Raw genomic sequence first — 22,658 nt, 5'->3', positions numbered from 1 at the left:
ATCTCATTCATTTAGTTACTCCGGGCGAGATGATCTCAAAAAGGGCGGCGAGTTTTGTGTAGAAGTCCAAAACATTTTCGGATGTGATGCCGTTGTCTTTTGGTTTTGAGCTGGCAAGGTCTTTTAATTTTTGGAGGATGTCAGGCGGAAATTCGGTGGGGGCAGAGAGGGTTAGGTCGTTGATGGTGTTGAGGGCGAGCTTTATTTTGGATTGATCCAGCTTGCCAAGATCGGGGGTATCGTCATCAGATTCATCCGAAAATTGAGCAAACTCATTTATCATTTCGCCCATCGGCACGCCGAGATCGAACTGCCAGCGGTCGGACGGGTTCAATTTCGCACGGATGGCGATTTTTGTACGGTCTATTGCACCGACCCTTTCTCCGGCGGGCATTGATTCGAGATCGACAATTGCCTTAAATTCGGTTTCGAACTGAGGATATTCACCAAGCTGTGATTTAAGGGGGTCGCTGGCCGGAAATTCTTTTTTAAGACGTGTCTCGTCGGTTGCGAACACGCGAACCATTGTAAGAAATGTCGAGACCGCAAAGGGGGCTAATTTTTCTTCATTACTTTTTTCCGCTACGAAATTGTAGACGATCACGCCGCTGACTTTTACTGGCTTTCCGGAAAGCAGCGTCGGGGAAAATGTTGCCTTTAGTGCCGCCGCCTCAGCAGATACGCGGAGCGATACGTTTTCCAGACCACTTTCAGTTACGGCGGAAATTACTTTACCTTTCTCGTCGATCAACACTCGTACGCCCACCTTGCCGCTGGTCTTTGCGGTCCGCGCGTCTTCAGGGTATTCGGGTTTGGGAAGAGATGTCGCTTTCCCATTTACAACTCCTGCGATGATCGGCTTTGGTGATTTTGGTGCCTGAGCATTTCCAACGATGGATAACGAAAATACCAGGAGAGCCAAGTAGATAGTTTGGCAGAATGTGTACGAATTCATACCCTGGATTATACGCCAAGATGGCCGATTCACAGTTACAAATGATCGAGGCCTCTCATTTCATTTGGAGTGCGGGTCTGCTGTTAGTGCGTGAAGATGCACGATTCCTGAGGGTCGCGTTTCCGGCTCGGCGAGGGGGAAAGAGGAAGAACCCAATCGCTATCGCTCTCGGTTCTGACAGGGGTTTGGTCGCTGACTCTCTGCGATTAGATCCGGCGGAGCATCGAATTGTTGTTTAGGGTGCCGGAGCGGTGGTTGCCGGTGGGGCGTCGGCGGGAGGCGTGGCAGCGTTATTTGAGATCGGTCAGCTACTCGGTCTTCCAGCTGAGTTGTTTCTCAAGTTGTTTGAAGGCCTCGACCATCTCGAGATAGACGGTCGTGTTTTCATCGACATTGCTCATTGGTGACTTAGTTCCGCCGGCGTGCGTGACGGTGATGGTACAGTTGCTGACGTTGATCATAGTCCCGTTCTTCCAGGACTTAAATGCCTCATTGGCAACAATGGTGCGGGTAATTGTATCGAATTGTTCGTTGGTGATCTCGGCAGCAGCGTTGGACTTTTCGACAACCCGTCTTTCTTTTGCCGCCTTGTCCCAGCGGCTGATCTCGACCGATCTGGTCGCCTTGCCGTCCCGGCTGAACGTGATCTTGACGGTGCACGGCGAACTCGAACTTCCGAAACCATCGTCGTTACCAAAATATTCGTTATAGGTCTTTGAACACTTATTACCGGTTTCGAAAAAGCCTTTGTAAACCGTATTGATGCTGACCGAGGTCACATCGGCCGCTTTTATCTCCGGATTCGGGATCTCATGGTTGGGCGATATGGCGGGCGTGCCGGTCGTCGCCGGTGTCGATGGGGGGGCATCATTAATTGCGGCCGGAGACGGAGCCGGGGACAGAACCCAAAAGAATATAAGACACGCGATCGTACCGAGCAGGCACCCGATCAACGCCGAAATTATTGCGGTTTTGAGATTTCGTTCTCTTGCCATCTCTTTACTGATTGAACTTTAAGGTCAAATCCTCGCCGTCAACGTCGACCAGAGCGCTTCCGCCATTGACGAGATTGCCAAACAGGAGTTCATTAGCCAGCGGTTGCTTGATCTTTTCGTGGATCAGACGCGACATCGGTCGGGCACCATAGCGGGCGTCGAAACCGTTTTTGCCGAGCCACTCGCGGGCATCTTCTGTCAACCGGACCAAAACACGCTTTTCGGCCAACTGGCCATTTAATTCCTTGATAAATTTATCGACGATCAGCTTTATGACGTCCATATCGAGTGCCTTAAAGGGTACCCAGGCATCAAGCCGGTTGCGAAACTCGGGCGTAAACGTGCGCTCGATAACGCCCTTGGCATTGCCCTTGGTATCGGACGAGTTTCTAAAGCCCATACCGCCCGACGATAGGTCGCGGGCGCCGGCATTGGTCGTCATTATTAGAATGACGTTGCGAAAATCTGCCTTTTTACCGTTATTGTCGGTCAGAGTGGCCGAGTCCATCACCTGGAGCAGCAGATTGAACAGATTCGGGTGAGCCTTTTCGATCTCGTCGAGCACCAAAACGGCGTGCGGCGTACGCATTATCGCCTCGGTCAAAAGCCCGCCCTGATCAAATCCGACATATCCCGGCGGTGCGCCGATCAGGCGCGAGACGGTGTGCGGTTCGGCGTACTCGCTCATATCAAAGCGGAGAAACTCGACACCGAGTATCTCCGCCAATTGCTTGGCAACCTCGGTCTTGCCGACGCCGGTCGGGCCCGAAAACAGGAATGAGCCGACGGGTTTGGTCTCGTGACCGAGTCCGGCCCGCGAGATCTGGATCGCGTCGACGATCGCGTCGATCGCCGCGTCCTGGCCGTAGATCGTCTTTTTGATGTCATCACGAAGCGACTTGAGCCGAACCTTTTCGTCCGCGACCACCGTCTTCGGCGGTATCTTGGCCATCCGTGCGACCGTGTTCTCGACCATCTGGACGGTCACTTTCTTAGGACGGCGGCTCGCGGGCAAAAGCTTGACCGAGGCTCCGACCTCGTCGATGACGTCGATCGCCTTGTCAGGCAAAAATCGATCATTAATGTACTTGCCCGCCAGGTCAGCAGCAGTGCGCAGCGATTCGTTAGAGTATTTGACGCCGTGATGAGCCTCGTAGAAACGCTTTAGCCCCTTGAGTATCTCGTAGGTTTCGTCGGCAGTCGGTTCGTTGATGTCGATCCGCTGAAAGCGTCTCGCGAGTGCCCGGTCGCGGTCAAATGCGGCCTTATATTCGGCGTGAGTCGTCGAACCGATACACCGCAGTTCGCCCGCCGCAAGTGCGGGTTTGAGGATGTTTGAAGCATCCATCGATCCGCCCGACACCGCTCCCGCTCCGACGATCGTGTGTATCTCGTCTATAAAGAGGATCGAGTTTTCGTGCTGCTTGAGTTCGTTGATGATCGCTTTGAAACGCTGTTCGAAATCACCGCGGTATCGCGTCCCGGCAAGCACTGCGCCCATATCGAGTGCAAACACCTTTGCATTGGCAAGCACCTCGGGCACGTTGCCTTCGCTGATCTTGAGCGCGAGGCCCTCGGCCAGAGCGGTCTTGCCGACACCGGGTTCGCCGACATAGAGCGGATTATTTTTCTTGCGGCGGCAAAGCACCTGGATGGTACGCTCGATCTCTTCGCTGCGACCGACGATCGGATCGATCAGGCCTGCGGCGGCCTTGGCGACCAACTCGACCGTGAAGCTCTCAAGCGGCTTTTTGCGTTGGCTGCCGGGCGGTATTTCCTGATCTTCGTCAAAATCAGGGTCCGGCAACATATCCGCCGGGTCGACCTTGGAAATGCCGTGAGCGATGTAATTGAGCACGTCGAGCCGAGTTATACCCTGCTGCAGCAGCAGATAAACGGCATACGATTGCTCGGCCTGATAAAGAGCGGCTAGAATGTTGGCCCCGTCGACCGACGGTTGCCCGCTGCCCTCAGCCTGGAGCACGGCATATGAGATCGTGGACTGAAAGGTGTTGGTCAACTCGGGCATCACCTTTTCTTCGCCGGGCACCTTTTCCAGTACGCCTTCGAAATACTCCTGCAGTGCCCGTGCGATCTCGTCGATCTGAGCTCCGCAACTTAATAGAACATCGCGGCCCGCCGGGTCCTCGAGCAGTGCAAAGAGCAGGTGCTCCATCGTCACAAACTCGTGCTTATGCCGAACTGCTTCGTCGACTGCCAGACTCAGGGTTTGTTCTAATTCGCGCGTTAACATCGTAGTTATATCTTAGCAGTTTTCGTCACTTTGGAAATAAAAACAAACGGTAGTTTATACAAATCGTACGCCGTTCGGACTGATCCGCGAGACGTAAGTATTGTAATCAATGCCTGTTGGGGAGTACACGATGTCCATCGCGTCTTTTACAAATTCGGCGATCACACGGGTTTCGCTGAGCATAAACACGGAAGGCCCGCTGCCCGAGATGCCGCCGCCGATCGCTCCGGCGGCAAGACTGGCTGCTTTTAGCTCGTTAAATTGCGGAATTAGGGAACTGCGGACGGGCTCGACGATGGTATCCTCCATCGAGCGGGCCATCAGGTCCAGATCGCCCTTCGATAACGCCGCGACGAGCGCACCTAGATTGCTCCAGTTACGCACCGCTTCCTTAAGCGGAACTTCGCGAGGCAATATTGAGCGAGCAACCGATGTTTTGACCTCGATCTGCGGATGTATGACCGTGGCATACATCTCAGGGAAAGTAAGTCCGATGATGTCCAGCGGCTCCGTCGAACGCACGAGCGTGAATCCGCCGTAGATACACGGTGCGAGATTATCGGCGTGACGCGAGCCCGATGCGATCATCTCGCCGGCCATCGCCAATTCGACAAGTTCGATGGGCGAAAATCTGTGAGTGAGAAGGCGGTTGGCGGCCACCACCGCACCGCAGGCACTGGCGGCACTGGAACCGATCCCGCTGCCTGGCTTGATATGCTTGGTGATCTCGACCTCAAATCCAAAATCCACACCGGCGGCATCGATCAAAGCCCGAAGTGCAACGCCGGCGACATTTGCGGACGGATCCGTCGGCAGCCCGAAGCCGTCCGAGTGAGTGATGCGGATGACGGGTTCGGATATCTTGCGAATCGTCATCTCATCGAATGGTTCCTCGAGCGCAAAGCCGAGACAGTCGAATCCGCACACGACGTTCGAGACGGTTGCCGGCGACTGTACACTAATTTCGTCCATATTTTCGTAATCGGTACCAACCGTTATATCATTTGATGACTAAGATCGTTTCAGAGTTTCTCGCCGATGCACTACTTTAGCACAAACCGAAAGTCGCCTCACGCATCGTTTCGCGAGGCCGTTTTGAAGGGCCAACCCGACGATATGGGCCTGTATTTTCCATCCGAACTTGTATCGCTAACGCATAAGTTTCTGGACGGATTTCGTAATTCGCCTAACGAGCAGATCGCATTTGAGGTCATACGTCCGTACGTCGGCGGCGACATCCCGGATCGCGAACTGTTTGAAATATGCCGGGAAACGGTCGACTTTGATTTCCCGCTTGTGAAACTGACGGAGAGCATATCGACACTCGAACTCTTTCACGGGCCGACACTCGCATTTAAGGATGTCGGAGCGAGGTTTATGAGCCGATGCCTGCGGCATTTTGCTGCGGGCCGCAATCGAAAAACGATGGTGCTGGTCGCTACGTCGGGGGATACCGGCGGTGCAGTGGCGGCGGGATTTCACGGAGTCGAGGGTGTCGAGGTCGTTATATTGTATCCGAGCGGCAAGGTAAGTCACGTGCAGGAACTGCAGCTAACGACGCTCGGCGGAAATGTGACTACATTGGAATTACAGGGCACGTTTGACGATTGTCAGGCGATCGCCAAGCAAGCTTTGGCAGATGACGAACTGCGATCCCGCGTCCACCTGACCTCGGCCAACTCGATAAATGTCGCCCGATGGTTGCCGCAACAGTTCTATTATTTCTACGCGCTCAAGCAATGGCAGGGGCAGACACCCGTGATCTCCGTGCCGAGCGGTAATTTTGGCAATCTGGCATCGGGCATTCTGGCTCACATTTCGGGCTTGCCGGTTAAGAAGTTTATCGCCGCGTGTAATGCTAATGATGTCGTGCCTAGATTTATCAATACCGCTGCATATGAGCCGCGGCCATCGATCGCGACTATATCAAACGCGATGGACGTCGGAGCACCGAGCAATTTTGTCCGGATCCTCGAAATGTTCGAGCACGACTTTCCATACCTGATTAATAAACTCGAGGCCGCAAGCATATCCGACGACACGACCGCAGCGACGATGCGCGAAGTTTATGCACAATGTAATTACATTCTCGATCCGCACGGGGCAGTCGGGTACAGGGCACTGGCGGATCATATCGATCGCCATCCGGACCAACGCGGAATATTTATGGAAACCGCCCATCCGGTGAAGTTCGATTCGGTAAATGAGATACTGGGAACGAAGGTAAGTGTCCCGGACGCTGTCACCGACCTTATGGCAAAACCTAAGCAAAGCACGTTGGTCGGCAATGACTATAACGCTGTCCGGGAAATATTGTTAAGTAAGATATGAAGGTCCTAAAGTTTGGCGGATCATCGGTCGCAAGTGCCGAAACGATCGAAAAGGTCACGGCGATCATCTGCGGAGCGGCGGCACAGGACGAGTGCGTCGTCGTATTGTCAGCGATGCAGGGGACGACCGACGCATTGATCGAGGCCGGGCGCTCGGCCGAGCGTGGCGATGACGGCTATATTGAGACGCTAAGCCAGATCAGCGAAAATCACGCCAAAGCGATCGCTCAACTATTTAGTGACGGACGGACAAATGGCGTATCCGATTTTCTCGATGAGACGCTGCGTGAACTCGAAAACTTATGCGAAGGCGTCCGACTTGTTCGCGAATTGACGCCAAAAACACTCGACCGCATTTTAAGCTTTGGCGAGATAGTATCGACCCGAATAGTTGCAGAAAAGCTCACGCAGATAGGGGCTCAAAACGAATGGATCGATAGCCGGAGCTTGATCTGCACCGATTCAAATCACGGTTTTGCCTCCGTTGATTTTGCGCGAACCGATCTGCAGATCAAGGATCATTTTGGTGATTCATTGGCAAAGCTGCATATTGTGCCCGGTTTCATCGCCGCCGACACGGCGGGGCACACGACCACCCTCGGCCGCGGCGGCTCAGACTATACAGCGGCGATCATCGCCGCGGCACTTGATGCCGAGATCCTAGAGATCTGGACAGACGTCTCCGGGATGATGACGGCCGATCCGCGATTTGTACGAAACGTCCGCCGCATCTCGCACATTACGTATCGCGAGGCGATGGAGCTCTCGCACTTTGGAGCCAAGGTCATCTACCCGCCGACGATCCAACCGGTTATGGCCAAGGGCATTCCCGTTTTGATCAAAAACACATTTGCCCCCGACGATATCGGCACGCTGATCGAAGCAGAATCTTCGGCTGAAATGGAGATCATTAGAGGGATCACAAGTATCGATAAGCTTGCGGTGCTGAGTCTCGAAGGCAGTGGAATGGTGGGCATTCCGGGCTTTTCCAAGCGGCTGTTTGACGCTCTCTCGAGAGCTCAGATCAACGTCATTCTGATCACCCAGAGCTCGTCCGAACACTCGATCTGCGTAGCGATCGAAGAAAGATCGGCCGATATTGCCAAAATGACAGTCGACCGCGAGTTTGAATTTGAGATAGTCGGGGGCCGTATCGAACCGCTACGCGTCGAACGCGGCTTTTCGATCCTCGCACTCGTCGGCGACAATATGAAAGCCCACACCGGCGTGAGCGGCAAGATGTTTACGACGCTCGGCCATAACGGCATCAATATCCACGCGATCGCTCAAGGCTCGAGCGAGCGTAATATTTCGGCGATAATCTCGTCCGCCGACGTGCGCAAAGCGGTAAACACCCTGCACGAAGAATTTTTCTCGGACGGCAACAAGCAGGTGAATCTATTCATCGCGGGCGTCGGAACTGTAGGTTCGAGGCTGATCGAGCAGATCCGTAGCCGACACGGACATTTACTAGACGAACTGCGGCTAAATTTGAGGGTCGTCGGCGTGGCCAATAGCCGATGTGCCTCAATCAGCGACGAAGGCCTTGACCTTGCTCTTTACAAGGACGAACTGGCGAAGGCGGAATCTTTAACAATTGGCGACTTTACCGATGAGGTGCTGAAACTGAACTTGCGCAACTCGATATTTGTTGACGTGACCGCAAGTTCGGACGTCGTCGAAACTTACCCGAAGCTACTGTCAAAGGCGGTGTCGGTCATCGCCTGCAACAAGATCGCAGCGTCGTCCGAGTACCAGAGCTATAAACGTCTGAAAGACCTGTCGAGAGAGTATGGGTCCAACTTCTTTTTCGAAACCAACGTCGGCGCGGGGTTGCCGGTAATTAACACGCTCAATGATCTACTGCGAAGCGGCGATAAGGTTCGGCGGATCGAGGCGGTGCTGTCGGGGACGCTCAATTTTGTTTTCAATAACTATGACGGTTCGCGCAACTTCGCCGATGTGGTGCGCGAGGCACAAGCCGAGGGCTATACTGAGCCCGATCCGCGGCTTGATCTAAGTGGTACCGATGTCGCACGCAAGATCCTGATACTTGCACGTGAGGCCGGAAACGAAATGGAGATCGGTGACATCGACAACGCGGGATTCTTACCAAGATCGTGCCTTGCCGGCAGTGTCGAAGATTTTTACAGCGAATTGGAACGCCATGAAACTCATTTTCGGTCCCTACTAGATGATGCGTCGGGCCAGGGCTTAAAACTCAAATATATCGCGTCATTTGACTATGGCAAAGCAAAAGTCGGGCTCCAATCGATCGGGCCCGACCATAATTTTGCTAACCTTTCCGGCAAGGATAATGCGGTTCTCTTTTACACAAACCGCTACCCGGAGCAACCGCTTGTCATAAAGGGAGCGGGCGCCGGTGCCGACGTCACCGCTGCCGGAGTATTTGCTGATATAATTCGGGCTGCTCGCAGCTAAATTGCGGCAAGTACGCGCAATGTAATTACGCCGGATCAATTCAAGTCAAATACTAAAAATTCACTATTATCGGTGATTGCCTTGATCAACAGTTCACTTTCGTCACTTACTGCGGCGCCGTCGCCCGAGCTTAAAACTTCTCCATTTATATCAATTGATCCGCTGATCAACTGCACCCAGGCATAACGTCCGGCATCGAGGCCGAGCGACACTTGAGCGCCGTTATTCAGTATCGTCGCATAAAGCTTCACATCTTGATTGATATGGATCGAACCGTCGGCACCGCCGCGTGACGCTATGAGTTTCAACTGTCCTTCCTTTTCTTTTGCAGAAAACTGCTTCTGCTCATAGCCCGGTTCGAGACCTTTGCTTTCAGGCAAGATCCAGATCTGCAGCAAATGCGTTCGGTCCGTGTCCGACGAATACTCGCTGTGCAAAACGCCTGTTCCCGCGGTCATTCTCTGCACTTCATTGGGTCGAACGGTTTCGCCGTTACCCATCGAGTCGCGATGTGACAGTTCGCCGTCGATCATATAGGTAATGATCTCCATATCGCGATGTCCGTGTTTCGGAAATCCCCGTGCAGGTTCGATATAGTCTTCGTTTATGACCCGCAGGTCGCGAAAACCCATAAACCGAGCATCGTAATAGTCTGCGAATGAAAATGTAAACCGTGTGTCGAGCCAACCGTGGTTGGCGTGTCCGCGATCGTTTGATCTTCTGATGTTTATCATCTCTCTATCTCCTTATATATGAGATTACAAGAAATAAGGTCGACTGAAACCATCAAATGTGGCAGGCAATGTCTAATACATTTGGGTGAGATGCGCTCGGCTATCATATTCACCCCAAGCAACATTGATTGTATCTCCACTCGCGGCGGACTATCGCTTTCTCGCAACCATCAACCCGTCGCGGATCGGCAGCAGTACATTCTCGACGCGTTCGTCAGCCAGGATCTTCTGGTTATATTCATCAAGTGCCCGGGTGTTCTCATCCATTTCACTATCCAGAACCTTGCCGCTCCACAGAACATTGTCAGCGATGATAAAGCCGCCCGGACGCACCTTGTCGATCACGAGATCAAAATAGTTGGGATAGTTGGGCTTGTCAGCGTCGATGAACACCAGATCAAATGTCTCGGGTAGCGTCGGAATTATATCGACTGCATTCCCAAGATGAAACTCGATCCGGTCAGCATAAATACTTTTCTGCACAAACGCACGGGCGACCCGATTAGTGTCCGGCTGTACGTCTAAAGTAATTACCTTGCCGCCTTCGGCCAAACCCTCTGCAAAGCACAGTGCCGAATACCCAAGATACGTCCCTATCTCGAGCACGATCTGCGGACGGATCATATGCGAAAACATCGACAAGACGCGTCCCTGCACAAATCCGGACAGCATCGACCGATCGTCATAGTTTTTGAAACAATGTTGACGAAGTTCGCTCAGCAAAGGGCTTTCGTCCGACGTGTGCCGCTCGGCATAATCGATGATCTGGTCCGTAAATATCATATGTCTATCCTCACTAATCCGCGCTTGATAGCCGTCATAGTCGCTGATGTGCGGTCCGAGACGCCGATCTTTCCAAAGATGTTCTGAATATGTGACTTGATCGTGTTTTCGGAAACATCGAGTGCGAATGCTATCTCCTTATTCGACATTCCGCCGACGACCATTCGCAGGACGTTGGACTCGGCAGGGGTCAGTTCTTCTTTGCCGATATTTTCGCTTAGTATCTGAGCAATATCGTTAGGGATATATTTGTTACCGCCGGCGACTACGCGGATCGCGGTCAGCAACTCCTCGGCCGAAACATCCTTGCAGATATAGCCTAGGGCACCCTTGGTAAGTGCGCGGCTTATCTCGGCGTCGCCCGCATGGTCGGCGAGTACGATGATCTTTGCCTTGGGTCTTTCGATAAAATAGTTGTCCAGATCATCGATCGTGCAGGAATCCGGAAACCGTAGTCCGAGTATGGTAACGTCAGGCGACATTTCGACAAATCGACTAAAACCATCCGATGCGCTGTCAGACTCGCCGACAACCGCGATGTCACTTGTCGCATTGATCGCAGTTTTGATCCCAAGCCGCGTTAGAGAGTGGCTTTCGATAACCAATGTCGTGATCGTATCGGACATTTCTATACTATTTCCGCTCGGCGCCTTGTATATCCGCCTAAAACGGAGGCGGGAGCAAAGAGTAAGATCGCTGAGATCTGAGTGTAATGCTCGCCGACTGACTTAAATAACGAAAAGGCAGCAAAGCCCGCAACTACGAGCGCCAAGACGAGGTTGACGGTCAGTGATCTTGACGCGGCGATGAGTTTGGCAATGTACCCACCTACAAATGCGAAAACGATACCGGCCGAAACGACGACGCATCTTAGCGCAAAACCGTAGTCTGCGTGCGGGTCGATCCCGCTGAGCTTAAATAATGCGACTGCCGACACTGCAAAGATCAGATAGCCGCACACAACTGCGGCTATATTTCTGACAAGCTTCATCCTAGACCTTTGCGGCCGAAAGTCCGGCGGCAAATTCGACGATCGGACGGATCAGGTCGGTATCATAGTTGGACTTAACGTGCTGCATTACAGCCGTGATCCTTTCGAGTCCCATACCGGTATCGACCGACGGTGCAGGCAACGGCGTTAGCTTAAACGTGCCGTCCGACTCCTGCGTGCGGTTGTACTGCATAAAGACGAGATTCCAGACCTCCATCGTCGTGTCGCCCTCGCCATTGACCCATTTAGGATGATTTCTTTCCGGGTCACCGGGGTCGTCGCCCATATAATAATGTATCTCTGAGCACGGCCCGCACGGCCCGGTATCGCCCATTTGCCAGAAATTGTCCTTGCGGCCAAAACCCAGGACGCGTTCGGGCTTGGCACCGGCCGTAATCCAAAGTTCGCGGGCTTCATCATCGGGGCCGACCTCGCCGTCACCCTCAAAGACCGAAAACCACAGCCGCGTCTCGTCGAGCTTCAACTCATTAACCAGGAAATCCCAAGCGAATTCGATCGCCTCTTTCTTAAAGTAATCACCAAATGAAAAATTGCCAAGCATCTCGAAAAACGTGTGGTGGCGTGCCGTCTTGCCGACCTCGTCGAGGTCGTTATGCTTACCGCCCGCCCTCACGCATTTTTGCGACGAGACGGCCCGCGTGTAGTCACGCTTTTCGTTTCCGAGAAAGACATCTTTGAATTGATTCATTCCCGCATTTGTAAAGAGAAGCGTCGGGTCGTCCGCCGGCAGCAAAGGTGATGAATAAACAACCTTGTGCCCGTGGCGTTCGAAATATTCCAAAAAACTCGCTCTGATCTCATTTCCGGTCATAAGGAAACTTTAACACAAAGACGCAAATCGTTGCATTTTCGCCAAAAAGCCGGACACTCAAGAGCATCCGGCTTTATTCGATCAAAAAATGTTCTATTGTGCGGCCTTAAATCTCAGGCCGTCACCGTTCATACAATAGCGTAGCCCGGTCGGCTTTGGACCGTCGTCAAAAACGTGGCCGAGATGCGAATGACATCGGGCGCAATCGACCTCAATGCGTTCCTCCGAGAGAGTCTTATCCGATACTTCGATCACGTTCTTTTTGAAGATCGGTTCATAAAAGCTGGGCCATCCGGTTCCCGACTCGAATTTTGCCTTTGAACTGAATAGTGCGAGCCCGCAGGCATCACAATAATAAGTGCCGGCCTTTTTGTTACCATTCAGACGGCTCGTGTAGGGACGCTCGGTACCCGCCTGGCGGAGGATGTAATATGCCGGCCCAGAAAGCTCTTTTTTCCATTCGGCATCGGTCTTGATCAGTTCCTTTCCGTCAAATTCGCCATCGGTGAACTCCAATGCCCGCGTGGCCGCTACTGCCTTGGCGGGGGTTGCCGACGGGCGTGCTGCCGCCGAGATGCGTGAACCATCGGTGTTTGAAAAGATCGCGGCAAAGCTAAATGCGACACACGCTGCCACACTGACCAACAATGAGATCTTAAAACTGATTTTTTTCATTTCCTTAGTTCCGAATTATACCCCGTGTGACACAGTGTCGGTCGGGTGAGATGCCGCTTTTAGAATGTTGTCCGTGACGGACTTTCGATCGTGAGGTGATAAATAAGTTCGGCTCAGCGGCAGATGGACTTTCCCTGTTTGGTCACAAAGCAATACTACGTGGAAGTGCTTTGTGACCAAACCCTTGTAATATTTGCCATCGGCCGCAGAGCCGTGCTGCCTAAAACTACTAATTTGGCAACAAAACTGAATCAACTACGTGGATGACGCCGTTCGACTGCTTGACATCGGCGATCGTGACGGTCGACTTGCCGCCCTTTTCGTCCATTATCACAACATTCTTACCGTCCATCATCGCCCAGATCTTGCCGCCAGAAACGGTGGTCAACTCTGCCTTACCATTGCCTTTCTTGATCGCTTTCATCACCGACTTTGCGTCGAGATTGCCAGCGACAACGTGGTAGGTCAAGATCTTGGCCAGTGTCGCTTTGTTTTCAGGCTTGAGCAGCGTTTCGACAGTGCCGGCAGGCAACTTATCAAATGCACTGTTCACCGGGGCAAAAACTGTAAACGGTCCCGCACTCATAAGAGTGTCTACCAAACCGGCGGCCTTCACGGCTGCGACGAGTGTCGTGTGGTCTTTTGAGTTAACCGCGTTCTCAACGATGTTCTTGGTCTTGTACATTTCTGCACCGCCGACCATCGGATTGTCCTGAGCGACCACCGCGTTTGAACCAAAAGCAAAACCTAGAGCCAAAATTGCAAATCCAAAAAATGTTTTCATTACCGAATATCTCCCTTGTTCTTTTTAATTAGTTTTCCAAAAGGTTTTTAACTTCCCTTTGATGAGGTTTTCGCGATAGTCGGTCGATCGGATTCAAACTTTTTTCGGCGATTGATTTTGGAAGGGTCATTTAGACCTCTATGCGGTGTGGAAAATATTCGCCCGATCTTGGGTTTCGGACGGGAGATGGATCAGTCGTCGCCGCCGGATTCTTCGTCAAATCGAGCCTTGACGACCGTTGAGATCTTTTCGCGGATCAGGTCAAAGCCAAAGCCTTGCCGCAGAAGGTGGTCGTAAAATTTTTTCGTGTCTTCGCGGGTTTCGGGCCGACCCTTTAGGCGAAGTCGCTTGGCGATCGCCTGGTCGATCAACTCATTTTCGGGCATCGTTTCAAACGCCTCAGCTATCGCACGATCGACGACATCTTTGTCCAGTTTCTTTTGCGACATCGACTGTTGCAGGCGGCGTTTTCCCTGCGGCTTTTGCCTCAGCTTTGACACTGCGACGTCACGAGCAAACTGCTCGTCGTCAAGATACTTATAGCCCTTTAGCTTTTCGATAACTGCGTCCACGATCGTCTCGTCGGTCCACAGCTTTTCGAGCAGGCGTTCGCGAAGCTCGCGTACGGATCGAGGTTTTGCGGCAAGTAGCCGGACGGCGCGGTTCATAGTCCTACTGCGTGAACGCTCTGCGTCCTTGACGACGCGTTTTGTTTCGTCGGGCGTGCCTGATCGTTTTCGCCACATAAAGCGGTTACCTGTTAGAATCCTTATTCGCAGATATTATGAACGGCGTACTCATCATCGACAAACCGGCCGGCATCACATCGCACGACGTGGTGTATCGCGTTCGGCGAATTCTCAAGACAAAGCGCGTTGGCCACACCGGTACACTCGACCCATTTGCGACCGGCGTGATGGTCATTCTCGTCGGCCAGGCGACTCGCCTTGCACAGTTTCTGGATAAGGACGAAAAAGAGTATGAGGCGCTCGTGCGGTTTGGGTTTGAAACGGATACGGGCGACGTGACGGGACTGAAAAGTGCGGAAAGCGGGATGACGGCCGATGAACTCGCCGCCAAGCTTGCAGCAACGGATCTGGAAAAGGTGCTAGCTCTATTTCGCGGTGAGATAGATCAGGTGCCGCCGATGTATTCAGCCAAAAAGATCGACGGGCAAAAACTATATGAACTGGCAAGAAAGGGCGAGACCGTCGAACGAAAGGCTGTCAAGGTCACTATCAATAGTCTCGAAATGATCGAGTCAGCGGCCGATTCGCTCCGGATGCGTGTTGCGTGTTCCGCGGGAACGTACATCCGTACATTGGCCGAAGATATTGGGCGAGAGATCGGCGTGGGAGCTCATCTTACGGAATTGCGTCGAACTCGCGCCGGACGGTTTGATCTGACACGAAGCATCACACTCGACGATCTGGCGAAACTGGATGAGCCGACCGCCGCCCTGATCCCTATGGAAGAAGCCGTCGGACACCTTTCGGCGCTTACGCTGAACACTGATCGCGTGAGCAAAACCCGCAGTGGGCTGTCCACGCGAATTTATGAAGACCTATTCGCCGATGGCGCAACCGTCAGAATGATCGACGAGGACGGCCAACTCGTCGCGATAGGAAACTTTGATGCGGCGGAGAATTCCGTTCGTCCTCGGGTCGTTATGGTATAAAATGTCGGCAGAAGGTCGCTTATGAAGAAACGAAATATTGCATTGGCATTGGGCGGGGCAGTCGGTGCGGCAGTCGCGGTCAAAATGCTGACCCGGGATGACACCGTCAATTGGGAGTCGGTCGCTGACAAGGTGCCGCACGCCGAAAATTCGCACTTTATACACGTTGACGGCGCAACCGTTCACTATCAGGAATTCGGCGACGCATCTAAGCCGCCGATCGTACTGATACACGGCTATACGGCATCGGTATATGTATGGAAGACAACGGCACCGATGCTGGCCGCCGCCGGGTTTCACGTCATCGCGATCGATCTGCTTGGTTTTGGCTACTCCGAAAAACCGCGTTGGTTCGACTACTCGATCCAGTCTCAGGCGCGGATGATCTCCCGATTGATGAATCGTCTCGGCATCGGCCGTGCAACGGTCGTCGGCAGTTCATACGGCGGGGCAGTCGCACTTAACCTTACCCTCGATTACTCCGAAATGGTCGAAAAACTCGTGCTCGTCGACGCCGTCTGCAACGACGAGCCGAAAGAACATCCGCTGCTCCGCCTGACATCAGTGCCCGGGATCGGCGAGGCTGTGACGCCGTTTCTGATCGATTCCAAAATGTTTCTACGTCTGCGAATGCAGGGAACGCTCGCCAAGGTAAATCACCATCTGATCACCGACGATCGGATCGAATCGATCCGCCGGCCGCTTTTTGCCGCCGATGCACATCATTCGGTATTGGCGACGGCTCGAAATTGGCACGCCAGCCGCCTCGAGCAGGACGCCAACCTCATCAATCAACCGACGCTCATTATCTGGGGCGACCAGGACACGGTGATACCGATCAAGCACGGCTACAAGATGCACGAAGAGATACTGAACTCGCGATTCGTCATCCTAAAAGACTGCGGCCACGTGCCGCCGGAAGAAAAAAGCGAACTATTCACCGAGCTTGTGACAGAGTTTTGCCACGACCGAAAAGGAAAGATCGCCGCTCGCGACGAAGACACATCGCAATTGGTGGCATAGATGAGGTCGTCTAACGCCGAGCTTTACGGCAAAGGCATCTTTACCACCGTCGCGATCCGTGCGGGAGCGCCGCTATTTTGGGACAAGCACTGGCCCCGGTTAAAACGCGATTCGGCAAAGGTTGGCATTGATATGTCAGCATTTGCCGAGAATATTGTCGTCGGCAAACTTGAGCAAGCGTTACAAGATGATGGCGTTCGCGACGGACGGGCACGAATCACTTTTCTCGATCAGAGAGCGGGTTTGTATTGGCCGTCTGTCTCGGTTGAAAACACCGCAATGTCGATCATCACGGCAGAGCGGCGCAGTTTGCCGCCGAAATTTAGCCTAACCGAGTCTCCGTATCGAGTTAATCAGCATTCACCGCTCACCGGCGTGAAATCGTGCAACTATCTGGAGAATATCTTAGCGATCGAAGAGGTGCGTTTGCGCGGCTTTAATGAGGGAATTCGGATCAATGACCACGGTGAAATGACCGGCGGCTGTATGTCGAATATTTATTGGTTAAAGCAAGGAGTACTTTTTACGCCGCACGTCTCGACCGGTTGCTTGCCGGGCACTACGCGCGAATACATCATCGAAAACCTCGTTTGCGAGGAAGTTAATGCACCGATCGACACGCTCACAGCCGTCGATGCTGTATTTCTCAGCTCGGCCGGACTTGGCGTGGTCAGGGTAAATGATCTGGATCATAGAGCCCTTGATCCTATCGAACATCCGATACTTCACCTTGTGCCGTGAAGGCGCTAAAAAACACGAACGCTCACAAAGCCACGCTTTGCAAACATTCGTGTAATTCACTATTAAAACCGCTATTAGGCTGCCGTTTCGAAAAGTGCGAGGATCTGTTTGCCCTCGTTCGAACGCGGGTCGATCGTGCGGAGGTGTTTTTGTCCCTGCATTTCCCAGATTGCCGTTACTGAACCGTCTTTTTCGACGGCTTGGTAAGACACATCTTCGGGTTCTTCGACGGCCTCAACTGCTACTACTTCGGGCGCCTCAGCGGCCTGTACTGCTTCTTCTGACATCTAAATTAAAAGTCTCCTAAATACTGTCTGATCGATATAAAGTTTTAATCGAAAAAGAATTCTGACACAAATCACGTGATTTTGTCGAATCTACCGCTATTTTACCTTTCGCAGATCCAATTCATAGAACCAAAAATCGTTGTTCGGCTGATCGATCTTAAGCTGGTCGGTCTTGCCGTTTTTGTCTATGGTGAAGGTGACGAAGCCACGCGGAAAATTATATTTTACCGACGGCCGCCACTTGATCTCAAAGGTGTCGTACTGCCAGTGGACGAGATCGGCGACGAAATTCGGCGCCGGCCCGAGCCGCATTACGAGTTTGCCGTTTTCGTCTGCCACCGTAACGTCGCCGTACATCTGGCTGGAGTATGTTCCCGCGTAACCGCCGGGTACAAGCGACGGTTTGGTGTTTGGCACTCGTGCGGCATCGATCTTTGCTATTTCCTCGGCATCAGCAACCTTGCCGCCGGCGACCTGTCTCTCAGCCTCCATATTCCAATCGCGCTTTGGTGCATCGACGAACATATCGCGGATCTTGTTCATCATTATCTGAAACGCAGGCGATTCGCTGTTTGTGAGGATGACAAAGCCGACTTTCTCCTCCGGGATCAGCACCGTGTAGGACAGCATACCGTCGAGGCCGCCGCTGTGGTTGATGATCTTGCGGCCATAGTAATCGTAAGTGCCCCAGCCCATTGCGTAGGCCGAAAAATGTCGTGTCGGGTTACTTTTTGACGCTCCCTCGGAGATCGGCTGTAAGGTGTTTGGAGCCCACATTTGCCAGCTTTGTGCCTCGCTGAAGATCTTTTTGCCATCGACAGTGCCGCGTCCGAGCTGCAACCGGATCCATTTCGAAAGGTCCGCGGCCGATGAGTTCAATCTCACGGCACCGATCGCATTATCGAGAAATCCAAGCGGAAGAGCACGCAACTTACCACCGGATTCGTTATGCGGCATTGCGAAGTTATCCTTGAGGTCACGGACGCTCGTCGTAGTGCGATTCATACCGAGCGGCGACAGAATACGTTCTTTGACGAAGTCGGCCCACGGCTTGCCCGAGACCTTTTCGACGATCCGGCCGGCTGCGATATACATTAGGTTTTGATAGCCAAATCTCGAGCGAAAGCTGGAGACGGGCTTCAAATACCGCACCCGACGCAGCATCTCGTCGGTCGAATACGTCGTGTCATACCACAACAGGTCGCCGCTAAAAGTATCGAGCCCGACGCGGTGCGAGACGATATCGCGGATCGTCAGTTCGTTGGTCACCCACGGATCATACATCTGAAAATCGGGCAGGTATTTAGCAACCTTGTCGTTCCAGCCGATCTTGCCTTCATCGACGAGGATGGCAAGGCTCGCGGTCGTAAACGCCTTTGAGTTCGATGCGATCGCAAAGAGCGTGTTTTCATCGATCTTATCGGGCTTGCCGAGTTCGCGGATCCCGTAGCCCTTTTGCATCACGACCTTGTCATCCTTTACGATGGCGATCGCCATACCCGCACCGGAAGTGGATTTCCACGTGTCGATCACGGTCTGAGCATAGGCGTCGATCTCGGCGAGCTTCGCGTCGAGAGTCTGGGTAAATACATACGCCGGAACAAAGAGCAGAAAGAGTGAAATCGTGATGAGTCTTTTCATATACCTATTTAATATCAATTGACGACCTCGAACAAACGCCACTCGGAATCGACGCCGTCGAACGAGCGAACGCCGAACTCGACAAAGGTCAAGCCGGAACCTGCAACCAGATCTTTTACAGTTCTCGAAACCAAAATGTTGCCGCTCTCAGAGAGCCGCGCGATGTTGCGGGCGAGTTCGACGGCATAACCGCTGTAATTATCGCCGGAAACATCACATTCGCCCGTGTGCAGTCCGATCTTGAGGGCGACGCCCTGCAGTTTTGCCGAATCGTTTATCGCTTTGGCACATCGGATCGAACGGGCCGGACCGTCAAATGCGGCCAGAATTTCTTCGTCGCCGAGGGAAACTTCGCGTCCCTTGTACATTGGCAATTGACGATGCACAAATGATTTTGCGCGAGCAATGAAATTCGCCCATTCAATGGTGCCGCGTCTAGCCGATTCGGCATCCGGATCGGCAAACGAGACACTCATTACGGTCGCGAGAACACGGTCGTATTCGCCGGCAGATCTAACGCTGGTGACAAATTGTTCGATCTCGTCAAGAATTTCGGCCTGGTCCCCGACGAACGGCAAATGGTCAATTCCGCCAAGCTCGACATATTTTGCGTCAGGAATTTGTCCCGCGACAAAACGGCCTTCGTCCGCCTTAAGACACATATCGCCCGAGCGATGAATAACGAGCGTCGGAACCCGAACCGACGGCAAAACGCCGCGGACATCGATCTCAGCATTCATTTGTGTGAGGGCAACGGCCGCTCCGGGGCTTGCGCCGTTGCGAAGATACTCGGCCCACCAGTTACGAAATTCCAGGTCACCTGCCATCGACGGTGAGCGTTCATCGATGCCAACGGGGCCGCCCCATTCGCGACGCATCAGATCGATAAACGCAGCACGTTGAGTTTCGGTCGGAGCCCAAGGATAATCTTCGTCCCAGATCCGTTTGGCATAGGTGCCGATCATTACGAGTCCTGCGGTACGTTCGGGATAGGTCGCTGCAAATAGTGAACACATCGGTCCACCTTCGCTAACTCCTACCAGAACCGCACGCTCCGATCCAACGGCGTCCATCACGGCGTGAACGTCTTCCATTCGCTGTTCAAGCGTCGGTAAATGATCGATCGGAACGCGATCCGAAAGGCCAGTGCCTCGCTTATCAAACAATATCAGACGTGAGAATGACGAGAGTTGTTCGAGAAACGAAGCAAAAAGATGATGTTTCCAAAAATACTCGAGGTGCGAGACCCAACCCATCACAAATACAATATCGACCGGACCATCGCCGACAACTTGATATGCGATATTTACGTCGCCATTCTGCACATAACGCGTTTCCGGTGTGTGCCGGACGAGAAGCGGCGAAGATGTCGTGTGAATGTGGGGAGCGCCTTTATCAATGCTCTGTGTTCCGTCATCGAAGTACACTCGTGCCCTGATCGTTTCGAAGACTTCGGGTTCCGTCGTCAGCCTTTGGTCGATCAAAAGCTCGCCAATGAATCGGTAGCCGAATTTTGGCACGGTCTCGATCATTTCAGCGCCCAATATTCGCCGAAGCTGAGAGATATTCTGTGCGAGATTATTCTCTTCGACAAAGCTACCTTCCCAAACCTCATCGAGCATCCGCTCTTTACTGAGCACACGGCCGGCATTTGCGGCCAGCATCAGGAGCGTGTCGAAGACCTTGGGTGCCAGCGTGACCGACCGCCCACCATCGGTCAGCGACCGCTCGGTCGAATCGAGGCGAAAATTGCCAAAGGTATATATCTCGTTGGAGGATCTGCTCATTCTGATCGCTATAATTTACGGCTGGCAGACGTTGTACCAAACCGAAAGACATCCTCAGAAATCTTTCAGAAAAACTTCACAAAAAACTAAAGACCAAACTTGGTGAGGAAGATTATAACTGTTTTAGCGTAAAAAATGTGCAGTTTAGAACAAAATATGACGCCTAAGGGAAAACGAGAGATAGTCGTCGAATATGAACAGATTCGCCTCATACGCAAACGTGCAAGGACCGCACTTGCCCATTGCGATAAGTGCGGCACCGAAGCGGACTTTGTCAGGCTCACAGACGCTGCGGAACTGTTCGAGACGAATGCCGACAATATTTTCAAATTTGCGAATGGCAGCGGCCATTTCCGTGCGGCAAACGGTGGCGACATCACGCTCTGCCTGCCGTCACTGCTGGCAGCAATGAGATCAACAACCAAACAGATAAAAATGATAGGAGATCAAAATGATGAAAAGACATTACCTTAAAACCATAGTTAGCGGTTTCGTGCTACTTTCACTGGCAACCATTGCATCGGCTACGCCAATATTTCGCACTGCAAATGGAGCGAACGCGGCCGCGATCCAGGCAACGGTTGATCAGTTTCGCGTCGATCTCGGCGGGGTTCTAAATCCAAACACCGCTTCGACCTTCGCGACCGGCAGGCGTGAGATAAATTGGGACGGCGTGCCGGATGCATTCGCTGCCCCAAACTTTTTCCCGGCCAATTTCTTTAATTCAAACAGTCCGCGCGGCGTGATCTTCGGGTCGCCTGCGTCGAACGTCGGTAACGATACCTCTAACTTTATAGTCAGTGCTAGTACCGCGTCGGGGACTGCGGTCCGCTTTGGCAATATCAACGCTAGTTACTCATCGATCTTTCAGACGTTTAGCTCAGAAAGGCTGTTTGCCGTCAGAAGCACTACGGCCAATTCAAACGTGCTGTCGATCCAATTTTTTATTCCCGGTACCGGCATTCCGGCCGGAGTCAGCGGATTTGGCGCCGTCTTCTGCGACGTTGACAATAATACCAATGCGATAATGCGCGTTTACGGTACGGACGGACGTCTGCTAACAACCCCGTTGTCCATAGCGGCAGCGAATAACGGGTTGTCATTTGTTGGCGTTTCATTTAATGCCGGAGAAAAGATCGCCCGTGTAGAAATATTGTCGGGCAACGCTCCACTCCTAGCAGGCAACGTCGATGGAACCGGCGGAGTTGACGTGATCGCAATGGACGATTTTATCTACGGCGAACCACACGCTACGCAATTCCACAGCGGCGATTTTGACGGTGACGGTTTCTCTGATTCCGCTGTTTTCCGACCAAGCTCCGGTACGTGGTTTCGACTGAATTCGGGAAGCAACACCTTCGAACAGGAGAATTGGGGACTTAACGGCGACATACCTATCGACGGTGATTTCGACGGCGACAGCAAGGCTGACTTGGCGATCTACAGGCCATCGACCGGCGTTTGGTTCTTCAAACGCAGTTCGAACGGCACAACCCTCGGGGCTACGTTCGGATCGCCGGGCGATAAGCCCGTGGTTTCTGACTACGACAAGGATGGCATCAGTGACATCGCGATCTGGCGTCCGTCAAACGGTAATTTCTTTGTTCTTCGAAGCAGCACCAACTTCTCAACATTCTTTGCATACCCGTTCGGTGCAAACGGCGATATCCCTGTCCAGGGCGGTGCTCAATAGCAGCACTGACAGCTATCGATCGCAAATAAGTGG

At 52.8% G+C, this 22,658-nt stretch carries 22 protein-coding genes; 7 read left to right on the top strand and 15 right to left on the bottom strand.

Translation table 11 applies throughout. The features are described 5' to 3' along the window. Nucleotides 1-7 precede the first annotated feature (7 nt). The 4 genes from IPQ00_13660 to IPQ00_13645 form a co-directional block, all read right to left on the bottom strand. Nucleotides 8-955, bottom strand: coding sequence for a TonB family protein (locus IPQ00_13660; protein MBL0241608.1), 948 nt, complete (start codon nt 953-955; stop codon nt 8-10). A 308-nt stretch (nt 956-1,263) separates the two neighbouring features. Further along, a complete protein-coding gene (locus IPQ00_13655) occupies nt 1,264-1,950 on the bottom strand; it encodes a hypothetical protein (GenBank protein ID MBL0241607.1) in 687 nt (228 codons plus the stop codon). 4 nt (nt 1,951-1,954) lie between these two features. Further along, a complete protein-coding gene (clpA, locus tag IPQ00_13650) occupies nt 1,955-4,204 on the bottom strand; it encodes an ATP-dependent Clp protease ATP-binding subunit ClpA (protein MBL0241606.1) in 2,250 nt (749 codons plus the stop codon). 54 nt (nt 4,205-4,258) lie between these two features. Next, the gene (locus IPQ00_13645; GenBank protein ID MBL0241605.1) at nt 4,259-5,176 is read right to left on the bottom strand and encodes a homoserine kinase; all 918 of its coding nucleotides are present in this window, start codon (nt 5,174-5,176) and stop codon (nt 4,259-4,261) included. Nucleotides 5,177-5,242: 66 nt separating this feature from the next. On the opposite strand from IPQ00_13645, the gene thrC reads away from it, so the two are divergent. Both thrC and thrA read left to right on the top strand, forming a co-directional pair. Then, a complete protein-coding gene (gene thrC, locus IPQ00_13640; protein ID MBL0241604.1) occupies nt 5,243-6,535 on the top strand; it encodes a threonine synthase in 1,293 nt (430 codons plus the stop codon). Then, the gene (gene thrA, locus IPQ00_13635) at nt 6,532-8,976 is read left to right on the top strand and encodes a bifunctional aspartate kinase/homoserine dehydrogenase I (protein ID MBL0241603.1); all 2,445 of its coding nucleotides are present in this window, start codon (nt 6,532-6,534) and stop codon (nt 8,974-8,976) included. Before thrC ends, thrA begins: the two co-directional genes overlap by 4 nt. 35 nt (nt 8,977-9,011) lie before the next feature. Here the strand turns inward: thrA and IPQ00_13630 are convergent, their stop codons facing one another. The 8 genes from IPQ00_13630 to IPQ00_13595 all read right to left on the bottom strand — a co-directional run bounded on the left by IPQ00_13630 (nt 9,012) and on the right by IPQ00_13595 (nt 14,521). Continuing rightward, nucleotides 9,012-9,710 (bottom strand): pirin family protein, encoded by a 699-nt coding sequence (locus IPQ00_13630; GenBank protein MBL0241602.1) that lies wholly within the window; start codon nt 9,708-9,710, stop codon nt 9,012-9,014. A 150-nt stretch (nt 9,711-9,860) separates the two neighbouring features. Next, nucleotides 9,861-10,493 (bottom strand): class I SAM-dependent methyltransferase, encoded by a 633-nt coding sequence (locus tag IPQ00_13625; protein ID MBL0241601.1) that lies wholly within the window; start codon nt 10,491-10,493, stop codon nt 9,861-9,863. Then, nucleotides 10,490-11,119 carry a response regulator transcription factor gene (locus tag IPQ00_13620; GenBank protein ID MBL0241600.1) on the bottom strand — a complete coding sequence of 210 codons (630 nt, stop codon included), beginning with the start codon at nt 11,117-11,119 and terminating at the stop codon, nt 10,490-10,492. The genes IPQ00_13625 and IPQ00_13620 overlap by 4 nt, the downstream gene beginning before the upstream one ends. 2 nt (nt 11,120-11,121) lie before the next feature. After that, complete coding sequence (locus IPQ00_13615) at nt 11,122-11,484, bottom strand: hypothetical protein (protein MBL0241599.1); 363 nt, start codon at nt 11,482-11,484, stop codon at nt 11,122-11,124. Nucleotide 11,485: 1 nt separating this feature from the next. After that, nucleotides 11,486-12,316, bottom strand: a complete 831-nt coding sequence (locus IPQ00_13610) for a hypothetical protein (protein ID MBL0241598.1) — start codon at nt 12,314-12,316, stop codon at nt 11,486-11,488. Nucleotides 12,317-12,409: 93 nt separating this feature from the next. Further along, on the bottom strand, nt 12,410-12,991 hold the full coding sequence (msrB, locus tag IPQ00_13605) for a peptide-methionine (R)-S-oxide reductase MsrB (GenBank protein ID MBL0241597.1): 582 nt from the start codon (nt 12,989-12,991) through the stop codon (nt 12,410-12,412). A 229-nt stretch (nt 12,992-13,220) separates the two neighbouring features. After that, nucleotides 13,221-13,775, bottom strand: coding sequence for a fasciclin domain-containing protein (locus IPQ00_13600; protein ID MBL0241596.1), 555 nt, complete (start codon nt 13,773-13,775; stop codon nt 13,221-13,223). A 191-nt stretch (nt 13,776-13,966) separates the two neighbouring features. After that, nucleotides 13,967-14,521 carry a RecX family transcriptional regulator gene (locus tag IPQ00_13595; protein ID MBL0241595.1) on the bottom strand — a complete coding sequence of 185 codons (555 nt, stop codon included), beginning with the start codon at nt 14,519-14,521 and terminating at the stop codon, nt 13,967-13,969. Between the two features lie 38 nt (nt 14,522-14,559). Here IPQ00_13595 and truB point away from each other — a divergent pair, with 38 nt between their 5' ends. From truB to IPQ00_13580, 3 genes are read left to right on the top strand one after another with little or no spacing between them, the layout of a single operon-like run. Beyond that, on the top strand, nt 14,560-15,453 hold the full coding sequence (gene truB, locus IPQ00_13590; protein MBL0241594.1) for a tRNA pseudouridine(55) synthase TruB: 894 nt from the start codon (nt 14,560-14,562) through the stop codon (nt 15,451-15,453). A 21-nt stretch (nt 15,454-15,474) separates the two neighbouring features. Further along, a complete protein-coding gene (locus tag IPQ00_13585) occupies nt 15,475-16,476 on the top strand; it encodes an alpha/beta hydrolase (protein MBL0241593.1) in 1,002 nt (333 codons plus the stop codon). Continuing rightward, nucleotides 16,477-17,217 (top strand): aminotransferase class IV, encoded by a 741-nt coding sequence (locus IPQ00_13580; GenBank protein ID MBL0241592.1) that lies wholly within the window; start codon nt 16,477-16,479, stop codon nt 17,215-17,217. 74 nt (nt 17,218-17,291) lie between these two features. Here the strand turns inward: IPQ00_13580 and IPQ00_13575 are convergent, their stop codons facing one another. The 3 genes from IPQ00_13575 to IPQ00_13565 form a co-directional block, all read right to left on the bottom strand. After that, nucleotides 17,292-17,504 carry a hypothetical protein gene (locus IPQ00_13575; GenBank protein MBL0241591.1) on the bottom strand — a complete coding sequence of 71 codons (213 nt, stop codon included), beginning with the start codon at nt 17,502-17,504 and terminating at the stop codon, nt 17,292-17,294. 96 nt (nt 17,505-17,600) lie between these two features. After that, nucleotides 17,601-19,145 (bottom strand): serine hydrolase, encoded by a 1,545-nt coding sequence (locus tag IPQ00_13570; protein MBL0241590.1) that lies wholly within the window; start codon nt 19,143-19,145, stop codon nt 17,601-17,603. Between the two features lie 14 nt (nt 19,146-19,159). Continuing rightward, nucleotides 19,160-20,932: an alpha/beta fold hydrolase gene (locus IPQ00_13565; GenBank protein ID MBL0241589.1), complete on the bottom strand. Its 1,773-nt coding sequence runs from the start codon at nt 20,930-20,932 to the stop codon at nt 19,160-19,162. 135 nt (nt 20,933-21,067) lie between these two features. Between IPQ00_13565 and IPQ00_13560 the strand changes: the two genes are divergently transcribed. Together IPQ00_13560 and IPQ00_13555 are read left to right on the top strand one after the other, a co-directional pair. After that, on the top strand, nt 21,068-21,406 hold the full coding sequence (locus tag IPQ00_13560) for a hypothetical protein (protein ID MBL0241588.1): 339 nt from the start codon (nt 21,068-21,070) through the stop codon (nt 21,404-21,406). Continuing rightward, complete coding sequence (locus IPQ00_13555) at nt 21,384-22,625, top strand: VCBS repeat-containing protein (GenBank protein ID MBL0241587.1); 1,242 nt, start codon at nt 21,384-21,386, stop codon at nt 22,623-22,625. Before IPQ00_13560 ends, IPQ00_13555 begins: the two co-directional genes overlap by 23 nt. Nucleotides 22,626-22,658 lie beyond the last annotated feature (33 nt).

The organism is Chloracidobacterium sp., from assembly GCA_016720705.1.
Taxonomy (GTDB): Bacteria; Acidobacteriota; Blastocatellia; order Pyrinomonadales; family Pyrinomonadaceae; genus OLB17.
Note: the sequence above shows the minus strand (reverse complement) of the source record. Positions and strands in the feature narration are given on the sequence as shown.